This window comes from Streptomyces sp. NPDC002784 (genome assembly GCF_053592135.1).
On sequence record NZ_JBSFVD010000009.1, the window covers coordinates 1 to 16,377 of the forward strand.

Genomic DNA, 16,377 nt, shown 5'->3' on the forward strand with positions numbered 1-16,377 from the left:
AACGGCCGCAACAACGCCAGCATGTCCCAGGTGTTCCTGGCCATCTTCCTGATCCTGCTCGTCGGCATCGCCATCGACCTGCTGATCTTCAGCCCGCTGGAGCGCTGGGTGCTGCGCACCCGCGGTCTGCTCGCGAGGAGTTGAGTCCCATGCGCCACCAGCCGGTCCTCCTCGTCATCGCGCACGGCAGCCGCGACCCGCGGCACGCCGCGACCGTGCACGCCCTCGTACGACGGGTGCGCTCGGCGCGGCCCGGACTGCGCGTGGAGACCGGCTTCCTGGACTTCAACATCCCCACCGTGCAGGGTGTGCTGGAATCCCTCGCGGCGGAGGGCGTGCGCGATGTCGTGGCGCTGCCGCTGCTGCTGACCCGCGCCTTCCACGCGAAGGCGGACATCCCCGCGGTGCTGCGGGACGCGCCCCGGCGGCTGCGGATCCGGCAGGCGGAGGTGCTCGGCCCCTCCCCGCTGCTGCTCGCGGCGCTGGAGCGGCGGCTGTACGAGGCGGGTCTCACGCCCGCCGACAAGTCCTCGACCGGGGTCGTGCTGGCCTCGGCGGGGTCCACCGACCCGGAGGCGAGCGCGGTGATCGCAGACATCGCGCGGGAGTGGCGGCGCACCGGTTGGTGTGCCGTGCGGCCCGCGTTCGCCTCCGCATCCCTGCCCCGCACCGAGGACGCGGTACGGGAACTGCGGGCCCTCGGCTGCGCGCGGGTGGCCGTCGCGCCGTACGTCCTCGCGCCCGGCTTCCTGCCGGACCGGATCGCGCGGGGCGCCGCCGGGGCGGACGTCCTGGCCGACGTCCTCGGCCCGGCGCCGGAGGTCGCGCGGCTGCTGCTGGACCGCTACGACGCGGCTCGGGTACCGGTACTGGCGGCCGTGGGCGCCTGACGGCGTCTCCCGGGAGCGGGCTGCCTACCCTCCGGTCATCTCCACCAGCTTGACCACGGTGTTCCAGTTCCGGGTGGTCGCGGTGACGCCCTTGTTCAGGCGCGGCCTGGCCAGCTGCTCGGCGAGCTTGGAGCGGCCGAGGCCGTTCGGGGCGTACAGGTACAGGCAGCGCTCGCCGAGCCGGAACTCCTCCGGCAGGAAGGCGGCCGGGTCGATCTCGGCGAAGCGCTCGGCGGTGACCGGCTCGGAGAAGTACGTGACGTGCAGCTGCTTGCCCTCCAGCTCGGCGGCCGGGAAGGGACAGCCCTCGGCGACCGCCGCCAGATAGGCGTGGTCGCGGACGATGACGTCCACCGCGAACCCGAACCGCTTCTCGACCGCCCGCGTGATCTCCGCGGCCCAGGACTCCTCGTCGCCGCGCGCGGCGGAGAAGACGGCCTGGCCGCTCTGGAGGTAGGTGCCCACGTCGTCCAGGCCGAGCCCGGCCATCAGGACGCGCAGCTCCGCCATCGGGACCTTCTTGGCGCCGCCCACGTTGATGCCCCGCAGCAGCGCCGCATACCTCGTCGTCATCCGCACACCATAAGGCGACCGGCGTGCTGCGCGGGGGTGGGCAGTCGGCACATAGATGTAAGGGGCTTCCTCCTCCCCAGTGGGGAGGAGGCGGGGTCCAGGGGGATGATTCCCGCCGCGTTCAGCTCACCGATCAGCACGACGAGATGCCCTTATCCGCCGCATACCTTCGAAGCGGAAGGTGGCGGCAGGGGGCTGTCACCGCATACGAGGGGGCAAGCCCGTCATGGGGAACGGAGACATACGGGTGCGGGGTCTGGCCGCCCGGGCAGGCGGCTGGAGCGTCCGGCACCGATGGGCTGCCGTCGGCATCTGGGTGCTGTTCGTCGTCCTGGCGATGGGGCTCGGTTCGGCGACCGGCCGGGTGGACGTGGACGAGAGCCAGGCACTCAAGGGCGAGACGAAGACCGCCGCGCAGATCATCGACGACTCCGGGATCGACGAGCCGGCCGGCGAGACCGTCCTGGTGCAGGCGAAGGACGCCGGCCTGAAGGCCACCGACACCGAGTTCCGTGCCGCGGTCACCGCGGTGATGGACGCGGTCGAGGCGACCGGCGAGGTCACCGGCATCACCTCGCCGTACGACGCGGACACCCTCTCCGAGGACGGCCGCAGCGCGCTGGTGCAGTTCGACATGCGCGGTGACGCGGAGACCGCGAGCGAGCGGGTCGAGCCGGTGCTGAAGGCGGTGGCCGAGGTCCAGAAGGACCATCCGGCGCTGACGATCGAGGAGATCGGCGCCGCCAGCATGATGAAGACGTTCGACGACGCCTTCGGGGACGACTTCAAGAAGGCCGAGTACTCGGCCGTGCCCGTGGCCCTCGGCATTCTGCTGATCGCCTTCGGCGCGCTCGTCGCGGCGCTGCTGCCGGTGCTCCTGGCGATCACCGCGATCATGGCGACGATGGGTCTGATGGGCATCGTCAGCCATGTCATGCCGATGGGCGATGTCGCCAACTCGGTGATGCTGCTGGTCGGTCTGGCCGTCGGCGTCGACTACTGCCTGTTCTACCTGCGCCGCGAGCGGGAGGAGCGGGCCGCCGGCAAGGACCCGCAGACGGCGCTGCGGATCGCCGCCGCCACCAGCGGCCGGGCGATCGTGGTCTCCGGTGTCACGGTGTGCGTGGCGATGGCGGGCATGCTGTTCACCGGTATCGCCGACTTCGAGGCGATGGGTCTCGCCTCGCTGATCGTGGTGGCGGTCGCCATGGTCGGTTCGGTGACCGTGCTTCCCGCGATGCTGTCGCTGCTGGGGCACCGGGTGGAGAAGGGCCGCATTCCCTACCTGCACCCGGAGAGCAAGCTGCGCCGCAAGCGCGGCAACGTCAACCGGGACAGCCGCCTGTGGACGGCCGTCCTCGGCACGGTGCTGAAGCGGCCGCTGATCTCGACGGTCGTCGCGACCGGCGCGCTGCTCGCGGTCGCCGCTCCCGCGGTCGGCATGAAGACCCAGAACCTCACGCTGGACCAGGAGTTCGGCGACTCGCTGCCCATCGTGCAGACGTACAACCGGGTCAACGACGCCTTCCCCGGCGGCTCCGAGCCGGCCGAGGTGGTCGTCAAGGCGGACGACATCAACGCCCCCGAGGTGCAGAGCGCGCTCGCCGACTTCAAGCGGGAAGCCGTGGACTCGGGTGCCTCGCGCGGCCCGGTCGAGATCAAGCTGCACGACGAGCAGAACCTCGCCTTCGTCTACGTCCCGCTGGTCGGCGGCTCCGACCTCGACAAGGCGGGCGAGAACCTGGAGAAGCTGCGCGACGAGGTCCGTCCGGCCACGCTCGGCAAGGTCGACGGCCTTGAGGCGCCCATCACCGGACAGGTGGCGGGCAGCCACGACTTCAACAACCAGCTGGCCGGAGCGGTCGTCCCGGTCTTCGCGTTCGTGGTGGTCTTCGCCTTCCTGCTGATGCTGCTGTCCTTCCGCTCGCTGACGATCGCGATCACCTCGATCGCGCTCAACCTGCTGTCGGTGGGCGCGGCCTACGGCATCCTGGTCGGCGTCTTCCAGCACGGCTGGGGGGCGTCCCTGGTGGGCGCGGAGGGTGTCGGCGCCATCATCAGCTGGCTGCCGCTGTTCCTCTTCGTGATCCTGTTCGGCCTGTCGATGGACTACCACGTGTTCGTGGTCTCCCGGATCCGCGAGGCGCGGCTGAAGGGCCGTACGACGAACGAGGCGATCAAGCACGGGGTGGTCACCACGGCGGGTGTCGTCACCAGCGCCGCGGTCATCATGGTCGCCGTGTTCGGGATCTTCGGCACACTGTCCATGCAGTCCATGAAGCAGATGGGCGTGGGCCTGGCGGCCGCGGTGCTCATCGACGCGACGATCATCCGGGGTGTGCTGCTCCCGGCGGTCATGGCGCTGCTGGGCGAGCGCAACTGGTACCTGCCGAAGTGGCTGGAGCGCCTGCCGGACCTGACGCACGACGAGGCGCCGGAGGCGGTCGCCCAGCCGGCGCGGGACGACGAGGGGGAGCGCGTCCCGGTCTGATCCGGACCGCATGAACACGAGGGCCCGTCGGTCACGGGGGAACCGACGGGCCCTCGGCTGTGCTCACCGGGCGGGGAGTTCGGCCTCGATGAGGTCGGCCGCCCGTCGGGTGCCGCCCTCCTCGGCCATCCGCGCCGCGATGTCCTTCAGCCGCGCGGCCACCTCCGGGTCGTCGACGAGGGCGAGCGCGGTCTCCCGCAGCGCCTCGGCGGTCGCCTCCCCGGTGGACAGCTGCCGGGCCACACCGAGCGCCTGGAGCATCTCCGCGTTGCCGAACTGATCGACGGCCTGCGGTACGGCGATCATCGGGGTGGCCGTGGCCATCCCCTCCTGGCTGCCGCCCGCGCCGGCGTGGGTGACGAACAGGTCGGCCTGCTTGAGCACGGCCAACTGCGGGACCCACGACCGCACTTCGACGCCGGCCGGTACGTCCCCCAGCTCGGCGGGGTCGACATGCCGGCCGATCTGGAGCACCAGGTGCCAGCCGGGCAGCTCCCCGAAGGCCTTGACGCACTCCCGGTAGAAGCCGGGCTGCTTGGTGAAGGAGGAGCCCAGCGAGACGAGGACGACCTTCTCGGCCCCGGCGGGCCGCTGCCACTCCCCCTCGGCGCCGCGGTCGCCCTGGCAGGCGCCCACGAAGGAGTACACCGACTCGTCGACCCGGTCGGCGTTCGGCTGCAGCACCTTCGGGATCAGGACCAGCGAGCGGTCGGGGCGGCCCGCGAACCGATCCGGGTGCAGGGTGATGCCGTTCTCCTCCAGCCAGGACTGGAAGCGGGCGTAGTAGGCCCGGCCCCGTTCGGTCCTCTTCGGCTCCGCCCACATCGGCTCGGCGACCTCCTCCTCGTAGCCCTCCCAGGCGACGAGGTTCGGTGAGAGCGAGACGCAGGGGACGCCCCAGCGGTGGGCGAGGACGCGGGCGGGGTAGGCGGTGATGTCGTGCAGGACGAGGTCCGGCTCGTCGCCCCGGTAGGCCTCGACGAGCTGGGGCAGCGCCTGGATCGCGTCGGCCAGGAACGGCTCGACGTTGTCCAGCAGGGTGCTGCCCCAGGCCGCCGGGTCGGCGTCGGGGCCGGGCAGGGTGGAGTGCCACGGCTTCGGCTCGGCGCCGGTGTCGGCGACCTTCTCGGCGAACGCGGGCGGGATCGCGTAGGTGACCCGGTGTCCGCGCGCGACGAGCTCACGGATCACTTCGAGGCTCGGGTTCACGTGGCCGTGGGCGGCGATGGAGAACATGGCGATGTGCGCGGGTGAGGTCATGTCCCGGAGACTAAGCGAGACGATACGTCTCGTGCAACTCATATAAAGCGCGGAACGGCGCCGCCACCTCTGGTTTCCGGGCTGTCACCTCTGGTAGCGGGCGAGGACCAGGTTGCCGTCCTCCTCCAGGCGCTCGCGCAGCTCGTCGAGTCCGATCGCCCCGCTGTAGTACTCCTGGAGGGCGGGGGTGGCGACCTTGTCCTTCCACTCCGGGTAGCCGCGGACCGCCTGGGCGGGCGCCGAGCGCAGGTGCTCGGCGAGGGCGGTGCCGGTCGCCCAGTCGTGCTCGGCGGTGCGCAGCGCCGGGTCCTTCAGCGCCTCGGTGCCGGTGGGCAGCATCCAGTCGCCGAGGGCGAGCCGGACCATGTTCCGCGGCTGGAGCAGGAAGTCGATGAACTCGGCCGCCTCCTCCTGGTGCGGGCTGTCCGCGGCGATGGAGAGCGTCTGCGGGCTGACGCCCTGGGTGAGTCCGTCCGCGCCCGCGGGGGCGGGCAGCACCTGCCAGTCGAAGCCCTCCGGGGCCTGCTGCACGATCTGCTGACGGTAGGAGAAGCCGAGCGGGACCATCGCGTACCGGCCGCCGAAGAAGCCGGGCAGGGTGTCCGAACCGCCGCTGCCGAGGGTCGAACCGGAGGCGCTGCCATCGGAGTTGACCTGGTCGTGGATCGTCCTCGGAACCACCTCGTCGGCGGTCTCGAAGCGGATCTCGGCCTTGCCGTCGGAGTCCCGGTGGAAGAGCTGCCCGCCCGCCGACAGGGAGAGGTTCAGGGTGGCGGAGACGGGTTCCTTCAGCGGCCAGGCCACGCCGTAGGTGCCGTCGCCGCTCAGCTCCTCGGTGATCTGCCGGAACTCCGGCCAGGTCCAGGGCCGTTCGGGGGTGGGGATGCGGACGCCGGACTTCTTCAGCCAGGTGGCGTTGGCGATGAGCACGCGCGGCTCCTGGAGGAACGGCACGCCGTGGATGCCGTCCCCGAAGGTCACCGTCTGCCAGCTGCGCTCGGGGATGTCCGCCTTGAGGCGGCCGGAGAGCAGGCCGGTCAGGTCGGCGAGATGGCCGCCGTAGGCGAAGTCGGCGAGGTCGTCGGAGGCGTCGTGCACGATGTCGGGTGCCTCGCCGCCCTCGAAGGAGGTGAGCAGCTGGTCGTGGACGCTGTCCCAACTGCCCTGCACGTACTCGACCTCGACGTCCGGATGGCGCGCGTTCCACTCCTCGACGAGTTCCTTGTTGACCGCGACGGACTCCTCCTGCCAGGCCAGGGACTGGAAGCGGAGGGTGATCCGGCCGTCGTCGGGCTCACCGTCGCCGGAGCAGCCCGCGAGGAGGAGCAGGAGGACGAGGAGCCAGCGTGCGCGCATCAGTTCTTCACCGCCCCGGCGAGCATGCCGCCCGTGATCCGGCGCTGGACGATCGCGAAGACCACCAGGGAGGGCAGGGTCGCGAGGAACGCGGCCGCGGCCAGCGGGCCGAGGTCGGCGACGCCCTCCGCGCCGATGAAGTGGGTGAGGGTCACCGGCAGGGTCTGCTTCTCCGGGGTCTTCAGCAGGACCAGCGCGAAGAAGAACTCGTTCCACGCGGTGACGAAGGCGAACAGCCCCGTGGCCACGATGCCCGGGGCGAGCAGCGGCGCGGTCACCGAGACCAGGGTGCGCAGCTTGCCGGCCCCGTCGACGGCGGCCGCCTCCTCCAGTTCGGTGGGCACGGCCCGGACGTAACCGACGAGCATCCACAGCGCGAACGGCAGCGCCCACACCACGTACACCAGGATCAGCCCGGCCAGGGAGTCGATCAGCCGCAGGTTCTTCAGCACCAGGAACAGCGGGATGATCACCAGGACCAGCGGGAACGCCTGGCTGACGACGACCCAGCCGGTCGCGGCGCGCGCAAGCCGGGTGCGGTGCCGGGCCATGACGTACGCCATCGGAGTCGCGATCACTACGGCGATCAGGGCGGCCGAGACCGCGGCGATCAGGGAGTTGCCCGCGGCCCGCAGCAGCGGCTGTTCGTCGAAGGCCTGGCGGAAGTTGTCCAGCGTGGGGTTCTCGGGGATCCAGGTGGGGTGGAGGCTGCCGAGTTCGCGGGGCGGTTTGAAGGCGGTGGAGATCAGCCAGAGGAAGGGGAAGGCGAGGAAGACCAGATAGCCGAGCAGGGCGGCGTACTGGCCGGCGCGGGCGGCGGGGCGCGTTCTCATTTCTCGTCCCCTCCCCTCAGCCGGCCCACGAGGAACAGGGCGAGCAGGACCGAGACCAGGGCCACCATCACACATCCCATCGCCGCGGCGTAGCCGAACTGCCCGTAGCGGAAGGCCTCTTCGTAGGCGAAGAGCATCGGCAGCCGGGTGCGGCCGCCGGGGCCGCCGCTGGTCAGGACGTACACCAGGGCGAAGGAGTTGAAGTTCCAGATCAGGTTGAGCGCCGTGATGGCGAGGGCGACCGGCCGCAGCGCGGGCCAGGTGACGGTCCGAAAGCGCCGCCAGGCACCGGCGCCGTCCACGGCGGCGGCCTCGTGCAGTTCGCGCGGGGTGTTCTGCAGGCCGGCGAGCAGGGCGACGGTGGTGGTGGGCATGCCCGCCCAGACACCGACCACGATGACGGCGGGCAGGGCGGTGGCCAGGCCGCTGAGCCAGTCGCGTCCGTCACCGAGGTGCAGGTCGCGCAGGGTTTCGTTGAGGATGCCCGCGTCCGCGTTGTAGACCAGCCGCCACATCACCCCGACCACGACCTCCGGCATGGCCCACGGGACGATCGCGAGGGCCCGGGCCAGCCAGCGCAGTCTGAGGTCCTGGCTGAGCAGCAGGGCGAGGCCGAGTGCCAGCAGGAACTGCGGCACGGTGACCCCGACGGCCCACACCAGACCGATCCGGAACGACTCCCAGAACAGGGTGTCCTGCCACAGGTCCCGGAAGTTGAGACCGCCGATCCACTGGGTGGGCTCGGTGCGCCCGGACTGCGAGTCGGTGAAGGCCAGCAGGATCCCGTACAGCAGCGGCCCGACGCTGAGCAGCAGGATGGGGATCAGCGCGGGCAGCACCAGGAACCAGGCCCCGCGGTCCAGCGGCGCCTTCCGCGCGGACCGCCTCGTCGCGGTCACCAAGGTCACGTGAGCGGCTCCTCGTGGGGCTCGTGACGATCTCGGACTGGGCCTGGTCATGGTCGTGACCGGGGCGGGCGTCGTCAAGACACCGCGCACACGTTCCGACCTGTGCGAATGCGAGACTGGCCGACGGATGACCACTCACCGGGGGCGACATGGAGGCGGACGATGGACGAGATGCGGGCCCGGGAGGTCCTGGCCGCGGCGGGCGTGCTGCCCGGTCCGGCGCGGGACGCGGCTCTCCTCGCCCTGGGCGAGAACGCCGTGTTCGCCGCCGGTGACCTGGTCGTCAAGGTGGGCCGCGCCGCCTCGCTCCTGGACCGGGCCCGGCGCGAACTGGACATCGCGGGGTGGCTGGCACAGGCGGGCGTCCCGGCGGTCCGGGCGGCCGGGCCCGAGCCGCTGCTGGTCGAGGGACACCCGGTGACGGTGTGGCACCGGCTGCCCGATCCGGTGCGCCCCGCGGAGCCGCACGATTTGGCCGAACTCCTACGGGTCGTCCACGCCCTGCCCGCGCCCTCCTTCGCCCTTCCGCCGCGCGACCTGCTGGGCGGCGTGGAACGCTGGCTGCGCCTCGCGGGCGACGCGGTCGACCCGGCGGACGCGGCGTATCTGCGGGCGCGGCGGGACGGTTTCGCCGAGGCGGCGGCCCGGCTGACGCCGCGTCTGCCGGTGGGCCCGATCCACGGCGACGCGCTGCCGCGCAATGTCCACGTGGGCGCCGAAGGGCCGGTGCTGGTCGACCTGGAGACCTTCTCCGCCGACCTCCGCGAGCACGATCTGGTCGTGATGGCCCTGTCCCGCGACCGGTACGGGCTGCCCGCGGCGGCTTACGAGTCGTTCGTCTCCGGGTACGGCTGGGATGTGCGGGAGTGGGAGGGCTGCTCGGTGCTGCGGGGGGCCCGGGAGACGGCCAGTTGTGCCTGGGTGGCTCAGCATGCGCCGAGCAACCCGAAGGCGCTGGAGGAGTTCCGGCGCCGGGTGGCCTCGCTGCGGGACGGGGATCCGACGGTGCGGTGGTATCCGTTCTGAGCGCCTCTTGATCTGAGCGACTCTTGATGGGGGGCTTTCTGTCGTCGGGCGGCTGCGGGCCTTTGTGGCTGAGCGTGCGGTTCCCCGCGCCCCTAAGGGGCTTGGATCGAGCCGGCCGCTTCGCGCAGCTCCTTCAGTACCGTGCGGACCGCCTTTCTTGCCGTCCGCTCCGGGCGGTAGAGGGCGTCGATGGTGCGCCTCGCCCGGACTCCGCTCAGGGGTCTCAGCGTCAGTGCCGGGTGGGGCCGCATCGTCCAGCGGGGCATCAGCGCGATGCCTCCTCCGGCGGCCACCGCCTCCGCCACCACCGCGAACTCGTTGATGCGGTGGGCGATCCGCAGCCGTCGGCCGGCCGCCGCCGCGATGGCGTCGATGGTGGCCATCACCGGGAAGCCGTCGTGCACGGTGATCCAGGGCTCGTCGGCCACATCGCGCGGGGTGACGCGGCGCTTCGCGGCCAGCGGATGCTCCTTGGGCATGGCCACATCCAGCGGCTCGCGCAGCAGCGTGGTCACCGTGACCGTGTCCGGCCAGGGCTGGGCATGCTCCAGCCGGTGGGCGAGGACGATGTCGTACTCCCGGGTCAGCCGGGGGAAGTCCTCCTGGGTTACGTCCTCGTCGGCCAGCCTCACCTCCGGCCGGCCCGGACCGGCGAGGGCGCGCAGCAGGAGCGGGAAGAACGCGCCGCCCGCGCTGTGGAACGCCGCCACCGACACCTCCCCGTCCGGCCGCCCCACGAACTCCTCGACGCTGCCCCGGGCCCGCGCCAGCGCCGTCTCCACCTCCACGGCCGCGCCCGCCAGCGCCTGCCCGGCGTCGGTCAGCACCAGCCGTCTGCCCTGCCGCTCGGTGAGCGGGACCGGGATCGACCGCTGGAGCAGCCTGAGCTGCTGGGAGATCGCCGAGGGCGTCACCAGCAGCGCCTCGGCGACCGCGGTGACACTGCCCAGTTCGCCCAGCTCCCGCAGGATCCGCAGCTGTCGTTCGTCCACGCCTCCAGTGTAGGAACCCGATGTAGCGGCACTAAAAGATCCTTTTAGAAACTGGCCCTGGGCTACAGAGACGATCCGGGGCACCGTAGGGGCGTGTCCGACGTCCGACGTACCGATGCGGTACTCCTCCTTGTCGCGATCGTCTGGGGATCCAGTTATCTCTCCGCCCAGACGGCCACCGCCGCCCTGCCCGTCCTGCTGGTGCTGTTCGCCCGCTACGCCCTCTCCGCGCTCGCCTGTCTCGGCGTCGTCCTCTCCCGGCGCGGCGTCCGCCGGTGGACCCGGGACGAGCTGCGCGCCGGGGTGCCGCTCGGTCTGACGCAGGCCGCGGTGCTCATCGTGGAGACGTACGGCGTCGCCCACACCACCGCCGCCAACGCCGGGCTCATCATCAGCCTGACCATCGTGCTCACCCCTCTCCTCGACCGCGCCGGGCGCTCCGGCGGCATGCCGGCCGCCTTCTACGCCGCGACCGGCGTGTGTGTCCTCGCCGTCGCCCTGCTGATGTCCGGCAACGGCTTCCACGCGCCCCGCCTCGGCGACCTGCTGATGCTGGGCGCCGCGCTGATCCGGGCCGGCCATGTCGTCCTGGTCGGACGGCTGACCGTCGGGCGGGCGATCCGTCCGCTGCAGCTGACGACGGTGCAGACCCTGGTCGGCACGGTGCTGTTCCTGCCTGCCCTCGCCGGCTCGGGGCTGCCGACGCTGGCCCGCGCCGACGCGGCGACCTGGACCCAGCTGGTCTATCTGGCCCTGTTCTGCAGTGTGTTCGCCTTCCTGGCGCAGACCTGGGCCGTGCAGCGGACGTCCGCGAGCCGGGCCAGCCTGCTCCTGGGCACCGAGCCGCTGTGGGCGGTGGCGGTGGGCATCGCCCTGGGCGGCGAGCACCTGACCGCGCTGACCGGTCTGGGCGCCGCCCTGATGCTCACCGGCACCTACTGGGGCCAGGCCGTGGAACGCGCCCACCGCCCTCCTCCCCTCCCGCCTGATCCCCCCGCCCCTCGTACCGAACAGGACCCCGCATGTCCGAGCACGCCACTTACCACCGCCTGATCTCCCTGCTGGACGCCTCCGGCGTCGGCTACGAGCTCCTCGACCACGCACCCGAGGGCGCCACCGAGGCCGTCTGCGCGCTGCGCGGCCACCCCGCGTCCCAGGCGGCGAAGTGCATCGTGCTGCGCGTCAAGACCGACCGCCGGACCACGCGGCACGTCCTCGCGGTGGTCCCCGGCGACCGCCGCGTCGACCTGGACGCCGTCCGCGCGCTGTACGCGGCGCGCTACGCCGGCTTCAGCGACCCGGAGACGGCCGAGCGGCTGGCCCGCTCGGTGCCGGGCACGGTCCTGCCGTTCAGCTTCGATCCCCAGCTCGACCTCGTCGCCGATCCGGAGGTGGTGGCGCAGCCGAAGCTGTACTTCAACGCGGCAAGGCTGGACCGGTCGCTGCGGATCTCGGGCGCCGACTACGCACGGCTGGCCGAGCCGCGGATCGAGCGGATCGCGGGGCCCGCCCCCGAGTGACCGGAGGGCTCAGACGGTCTCGTCCGCCGGTACCCGCAGCGGCCAGGTGCCGTCCACCACGGCCTGCTCATCGCCCTTGCGGCGCAGGAAGTCCTGGAAGTCCGCCGCCCACTCGGCGTACCACGCGATCTGGCGGCGGTGGAGCTCCGCCGGACCGAGGGACGCGATCTTGGGGTGGCGGTCGGCTATCGCGCAGGCGAGCCGGGCCGCGGCGAGGGCGTCCGCCGAGGCGTCGTGGGCGGAGTCCAGCCGGACGCCGTACTCCGCGCAGACCGCCTCCAGATTGCGCTTGCCGCGGCGATAGCGGTCGACCCAGCGGTCGATGGTGTACGGGTCGACGACGGGCGCGGGGTCCGTCCCGCCGAGGCGCTCCCGCAGCGACGGCAGGCCGTAGCGCCGCAGTTCGGCGGAGAGCAGGCTCAGGTCGAACGCGGCGTTGTAGGCGACGACCGGCACGCCCGTCTTCCAGTAGCCCGTCAGGACGTCCGCGACGGCGTCCGCCACCCGGTCCGCGGGCCGGCCCTCGCCGGCCGCGCGTTCGTTGCTGATGCCGTGCACCGCCACCGCGTCCGCCGGGATCACCACGCCCGGGTCCGCCAGCCACTCCCGGCGCCCGAGCTGCTGTCCGCCCCGGACCTCGATCACGGCCGCGGTGACGATACGCGCCTGGCCCGGGTCCGTCCCGGTCGTCTCCAGGTCGAATCCGATCAGCAGCTCACGGTGCCAGCCCATGGGCGGTCCCCCTCCTTGGTGGTGCTCTCCCCCAGTGGTCTCCACCCTCCCATGAGCCACTGACAACCAGAGGAGCGCGTTCCGCTTACCCCTTCGGGCACTTCGGACAGACGACACGAAACGCCCGCACTGTTCAGGACACCGGCCGCGAATCCGCCCACGCCACCTCGAACTCCTCGCGGTAGGTCGGAAAGAGCCCGCTGTCGTGCCGGTCGCCCGCCTTGACCACCCGGTACCCGCCGCGCAGCACCAGCACCGGCGCCTCCATGCCCCGGGTGCGGCGCAGATAGGACTGCAGGACCGCGATGCCGTCCGAGCCGTCGCCGTCGACCAGGTAGGCGGTGAAGCGCGGTGTCTCGTCGTAGACCTGGATCTCGAAGGCCCCGGGGTCGCGCAGCCGGGCGCGGACCCGGCGCATGTGCAGGATGTTCATCTCCACCGAGCGGCTCAATTCGCCGCGCTTGATGCCCAGTTCCCGCTCGCGCCGCTTGACCGCGCTGGAGGCCGGGTTCAGGAACAGCAGCCGCACCCGGCAGCCCGACTCGGCCAGGCGCACCAGGCGGCGGCCGGAGAAGTTCTGCACCAGCAGGTTCAGGCCGATGCCGATGGCGTCGAGCCGGCGGGCCTCGCCGAAGATGTCCTCGGCCGGGAACTGCCGCAGCAGCCGCACCCGGTCGGAGTGCACGGCCACCACATCGCCGTACCGGTCGCCGACCAGGTCCTCGACCGCGTCCACCGGCAGCCGCCGCGCGGACGGTACGTCGCCGCCCGCGCCGAGCACCTCCAGCAGCCGCGCCGAGGCCCGTTCGGCCTGGCCCAGCACCGCCTCGGACAGCGCCCGGTTGCGGGAGACGACGTTCCGGGTCACCTCCAGCTCGTCCAGGGCCAGTTCGACGTCCCGGCGCTCGTCGACATAGGGCGCGAAGCACGGCCAGTGCTGCACCATCAGCTCGCGCAGCTGCGGCAGCGTCAGGAAGCTGAGGACGTTGTCGTCGGCGGGGTCGAGCAAGTAGCCCTTGCGGCGGCTGACTTCGCGGACGGCGACCGCGCGCTGCACCCACTCCTGCCCGGCGGGGCCGGCCGCGGCCACCACCCAGTCGTCGCCGTGGACGGGTTCGTAGATGGGACGCAGAACAGCGGCCACCACCGCGCGCAGCCGCTGTTCGACGAGGTTCAGCCAGATGTAGGCCCGGCCGGCCCGCTGCGCCCGGGTCCGCACCTCCTGCCAGGCGTCGGCGTCCCAGTCCAGTTCCGGTCCGATGGCGCCGGCGTCCATGGGGCGCGCCAGGGACACCGTGCCGGGCGGGACGTCTGTGGAGTTCCCCTCGTGACCCTCGTCACCAGGGGGCAGCTCCCGCCCTCCCGAGCCCACCCGCGCACCGCCTTCCGCTCCCCCGAGCACTCCCCGTGTCAACGATCAAGGAAGGGTACTCCGGGACCGGTGGGCGGTGCAGCCCGATGGACAGGGTCGTTTCCCAACTGCCTCAGTCGAGACGCCCGTTCGCGCCGGCGAGCTCGGCCGGAGTGAGCGGATTCATAGCGGTGACGTCACGCGGCGCGAGCGAGAAGCCCTGCCAGTGGACCGGCATGGGCTGCTGGTCCTCGTCCCGGGCTATGTGGTGGAAGCCGACGTTCACCCACATGATGGGGTTGGTCAGGGTCTGGCCGTCGACCCACTTGTCGACCGACTTGGGGTGCCCGGTGGGGCAGTTGCCCTTGTTGTTGCTGGCGTACTGCTCGCACTTGTCGTACTGCGTGAAGTACACGTCGTGCTTGGTGAACCCGCGGCCGCTGTACTTGGCGTTGGGGCCGGCGACGAGCTCGTAGGAGCGCGGGTGGCCGTCCTTGTTCTTGCCGGTCGCGCTGACCACGCGCCACCAGCGCATGTTCTTGGCGTCGCCCGCGGTCTCCTTGGTGATCTTGGTGCGGGTGGTCTTGTTGGTGGGCGCGCGGTCGCCGGGCGCCTGCGGGGTGACCTTCGAGTCGTACTGCTCGACACGGCCCTTGGAGGAGCCGTCCAGACCGAAGTTGAGCCGCCAGAAGACGTTGTGGCTGTGGCTGAGGGGCCTGGCCTTCGGGCCCTTGCCTATCGGCCAGCCCTGGCCGTCCCCGGCGTCGTAGTCCTGCGGCGCGAGGCTGCCGGTGGCGCCGACGTTCAGGTGGATGGTGCCGTCGTCCGAGAAGCGCCACTCGGTGATGTACTCGTACCAGCTGACCTTGTTGACGGCGTAGACGAGCAGGTCCTTGCCCTGCTTCTGGTAGAGCTTCTGGCCGCCGCTGATCGGCTGGTTCAGCAGCCGGTACGCGTGCCCCCGCGCGCGTGTCGTGGTGCACAGGCCCTTGACGTTGCGGGTCTCGGTCGACTCGGGCGCCCGGACCTTGACGGTGCGGATGGTGCCGCCCGGGCACTCGCCCGCGGCCAGGTTCTCCAGACCGTCGCCGAAGTAGTAGCTCGTGATGTCGTCGTACTCCTCCGAGCCGTCGTCGTAGGGCACGTGGATCTGGGCGAGCTTGGAGCTGTTGAGGACCTTGATCGGCTTGCTCTCGCCGGGCGGCTGGTAGGTGATGTCCTCCAGGATCATTCCGGCCATGGCCTCGTGGCGCCAGCACATGCGCCAGGTCGTGCCGTTGGAGAGCTTCTGCTCGATGCGGTAGGCCGCGCTGCAGTCGGGGGCGGCGGCGGGCGCCGCCTTGGGCTGGGCGGTGGCCGGTCCGGCGCCCGCGGCCGCGCCCGCCGTCAGTCCGGCCACGGCGAAGGCGGCCAGGGCCGTCCGGGTGCGGGCACGGCTCACTCTGTTGACGCGCATGAAGAATGGACTCCCTTGCATAAGGAGCGAAGGCGGAAATGGAGTGAAGACGGAGAAGGAGTGAAGACGGAGAAGGAGTGAAGACGGAGAAGTGAAGTGATCAGCGGTCGAGTTCGGCGACCGTGCGGGCGCTCAGGTCGATCACCAGGTGCCGCATGTCGATCCACGGCCCGTTGAGGGCCTTGGGGAACAACCGGGCACAGCGGTGTTCGCCGCACCGGTCGAGTGCGGCGGGCTGGGCGCCCGGAGCGGCCCGGAAGACCATGCTGTCGACCTCCAGCTGGTCCGGGGAGGTCAGTTCCTTGCCGGTGGCGTCCTTGTAGTCCGCCTTCAGACCCGCGCTCAGCGGGTCGGCCAGCAGGATCTTCATGGCCTCGGTGTTCTCGGAGCGGCCCAGCGGCGGCTGGACGCCTTGCTCGGTGCCGGTGTGCTCGACCTTGCCGGTGTCGAGGTTGACCGTCTTGATGACCAGCGTGTCGTCCTTGTAGTCGTAGAACGTCACGTCGGCGCGCCGCGGTGCGGACGGGTCGTCGAGCTCGTCGGTCTCCGGCTCGGCGAGGTCGATGCCGAGGGTCTGCGGGCCGCGGTCGCCGTCGACGTCCTCGCTGGACCGCAGCAGCTGCCGGTTCAGGGCGATCCGCTCCACCCTGGCCAGCTCGTCCTCGGTGAGCGGATCGCGTCCGGTCCCCCGCTCGCCCTCGGCGGGCGCCTCCTGGACGACGCCGGGCTCGACGGCCTGGTCCTGGCCCGCTCCCTGCGCCTGTCCCGGGGCGCTCTGCCCGGTCCCCGTGTTCCGGTCGCCGGTGTCGTCGGCTCCGGCCGTGCCCGGCAGGGTGACCGCGACCATGGCCGCGGTTCCGGCCAGCGCTATCGCCGCGCCGGCCACCACCTTGCCCAGATGGCGGTGCACTGTCTTGCGCACGTTTTTCCCCCTACTCCCCCTGGGTCCCCGGGAGTATGTGATGTGCCCCACTGGTTCGGCATACCGG

General features: G+C 71.6%; 14 protein-coding genes and 2 pseudogenes. 6 read left to right on the forward strand and 10 right to left on the reverse strand.

Annotated elements, in window-relative coordinates; translation table 11 throughout:
- Nucleotides 1-144 (forward strand): annotated as a pseudogene (locus ACWD1Z_RS18090) (ABC transporter permease); the annotation flags it as partial.
- 5 nt (nt 145-149) lie between these two features.
- Nucleotides 150-890: a sirohydrochlorin chelatase gene (locus ACWD1Z_RS18095; RefSeq protein WP_451119716.1), complete on the forward strand. Its 741-nt coding sequence runs from the start codon at nt 150-152 to the stop codon at nt 888-890.
- 24 nt (nt 891-914) lie between these two features.
- Here ACWD1Z_RS18095 and ACWD1Z_RS18100 read toward each other — a convergent pair whose 3' ends face one another.
- The gene (locus tag ACWD1Z_RS18100) at nt 915-1,463 is read right to left on the reverse strand and encodes a DUF1697 domain-containing protein (protein ID WP_451119718.1); all 549 of its coding nucleotides are present in this window, start codon (nt 1,461-1,463) and stop codon (nt 915-917) included.
- 226 nt (nt 1,464-1,689) lie between these two features.
- Between ACWD1Z_RS18100 and ACWD1Z_RS18105 the strand changes: the two genes are divergently transcribed.
- Nucleotides 1,690-3,954, forward strand: a complete 2,265-nt coding sequence (locus ACWD1Z_RS18105) for an MMPL family transporter (RefSeq protein ID WP_451119720.1) — start codon at nt 1,690-1,692, stop codon at nt 3,952-3,954.
- A 63-nt stretch (nt 3,955-4,017) separates the two neighbouring features.
- On the opposite strand, the pseudogene mgt reads toward ACWD1Z_RS18105, so the two are convergent.
- The 4 genes and pseudogenes from mgt to ACWD1Z_RS18125 all read right to left on the reverse strand — a co-directional run bounded on the left by mgt (nt 4,018) and on the right by ACWD1Z_RS18125 (nt 8,311).
- Nucleotides 4,018-5,281: pseudogene (gene mgt / locus ACWD1Z_RS18110) on the reverse strand (macrolide-inactivating glycosyltransferase).
- A 17-nt stretch (nt 5,282-5,298) separates the two neighbouring features.
- The gene (locus ACWD1Z_RS18115; RefSeq protein ID WP_451119722.1) at nt 5,299-6,570 is read right to left on the reverse strand and encodes an ABC transporter substrate-binding protein; all 1,272 of its coding nucleotides are present in this window, start codon (nt 6,568-6,570) and stop codon (nt 5,299-5,301) included.
- Nucleotides 6,570-7,403 carry a carbohydrate ABC transporter permease gene (locus ACWD1Z_RS18120; protein ID WP_389419850.1) on the reverse strand — a complete coding sequence of 278 codons (834 nt, stop codon included), beginning with the start codon at nt 7,401-7,403 and terminating at the stop codon, nt 6,570-6,572. The genes ACWD1Z_RS18115 and ACWD1Z_RS18120 overlap by 1 nt, the downstream gene beginning before the upstream one ends.
- Nucleotides 7,400-8,311 (reverse strand): carbohydrate ABC transporter permease, encoded by a 912-nt coding sequence (locus ACWD1Z_RS18125; protein WP_451119724.1) that lies wholly within the window; start codon nt 8,309-8,311, stop codon nt 7,400-7,402. The genes ACWD1Z_RS18120 and ACWD1Z_RS18125 overlap by 4 nt, the downstream gene beginning before the upstream one ends.
- Before the next feature lie 162 nt (nt 8,312-8,473).
- On the opposite strand from ACWD1Z_RS18125, the gene ACWD1Z_RS18130 reads away from it, so the two are divergent.
- Entirely contained in the window at nt 8,474-9,337 is an 864-nt protein-coding gene (locus ACWD1Z_RS18130) for a phosphotransferase enzyme family protein (protein WP_451119726.1), read from the forward strand.
- Between the two features lie 92 nt (nt 9,338-9,429).
- Here the strand turns inward: ACWD1Z_RS18130 and ACWD1Z_RS18135 are convergent, their stop codons facing one another.
- Nucleotides 9,430-10,329, reverse strand: coding sequence for a LysR family transcriptional regulator (locus tag ACWD1Z_RS18135; protein ID WP_451119728.1), 900 nt, complete (start codon nt 10,327-10,329; stop codon nt 9,430-9,432).
- 93 nt (nt 10,330-10,422) lie between these two features.
- Between ACWD1Z_RS18135 and ACWD1Z_RS18140 the strand changes: the two genes are divergently transcribed.
- Together ACWD1Z_RS18140 and ACWD1Z_RS18145 are read left to right on the forward strand one after the other, a co-directional pair.
- Nucleotides 10,423-11,382 carry a DMT family transporter gene (locus tag ACWD1Z_RS18140; protein ID WP_451119729.1) on the forward strand — a complete coding sequence of 320 codons (960 nt, stop codon included), beginning with the start codon at nt 10,423-10,425 and terminating at the stop codon, nt 11,380-11,382.
- Complete coding sequence (locus ACWD1Z_RS18145; protein WP_451119731.1) at nt 11,352-11,849, forward strand: YbaK/EbsC family protein; 498 nt, start codon at nt 11,352-11,354, stop codon at nt 11,847-11,849. Before ACWD1Z_RS18140 ends, ACWD1Z_RS18145 begins: the two co-directional genes overlap by 31 nt.
- A 9-nt stretch (nt 11,850-11,858) precedes the next feature.
- Here the strand turns inward: ACWD1Z_RS18145 and ACWD1Z_RS18150 are convergent, their stop codons facing one another.
- The 4 genes from ACWD1Z_RS18150 to ACWD1Z_RS18165 form a co-directional block, all read right to left on the reverse strand.
- Entirely contained in the window at nt 11,859-12,581 is a 723-nt protein-coding gene (locus ACWD1Z_RS18150; protein WP_451119733.1) for an exonuclease domain-containing protein, read from the reverse strand.
- Between the two features lie 133 nt (nt 12,582-12,714).
- Nucleotides 12,715-13,953, reverse strand: a complete 1,239-nt coding sequence (locus ACWD1Z_RS18155; protein WP_451120022.1) for an SAV2148 family HEPN domain-containing protein — start codon at nt 13,951-13,953, stop codon at nt 12,715-12,717.
- A gap of 112 nt (nt 13,954-14,065) precedes the next feature.
- Nucleotides 14,066-15,388 (reverse strand): copper amine oxidase, encoded by a 1,323-nt coding sequence (locus ACWD1Z_RS18160; protein WP_451119735.1) that lies wholly within the window; start codon nt 15,386-15,388, stop codon nt 14,066-14,068.
- A gap of 100 nt (nt 15,389-15,488) precedes the next feature.
- On the reverse strand, nt 15,489-16,310 hold the full coding sequence (locus ACWD1Z_RS18165) for a Tat pathway signal sequence domain protein (protein ID WP_451119737.1): 822 nt from the start codon (nt 16,308-16,310) through the stop codon (nt 15,489-15,491).
- Nucleotides 16,311-16,377: the final 67 nt, after the last annotated feature.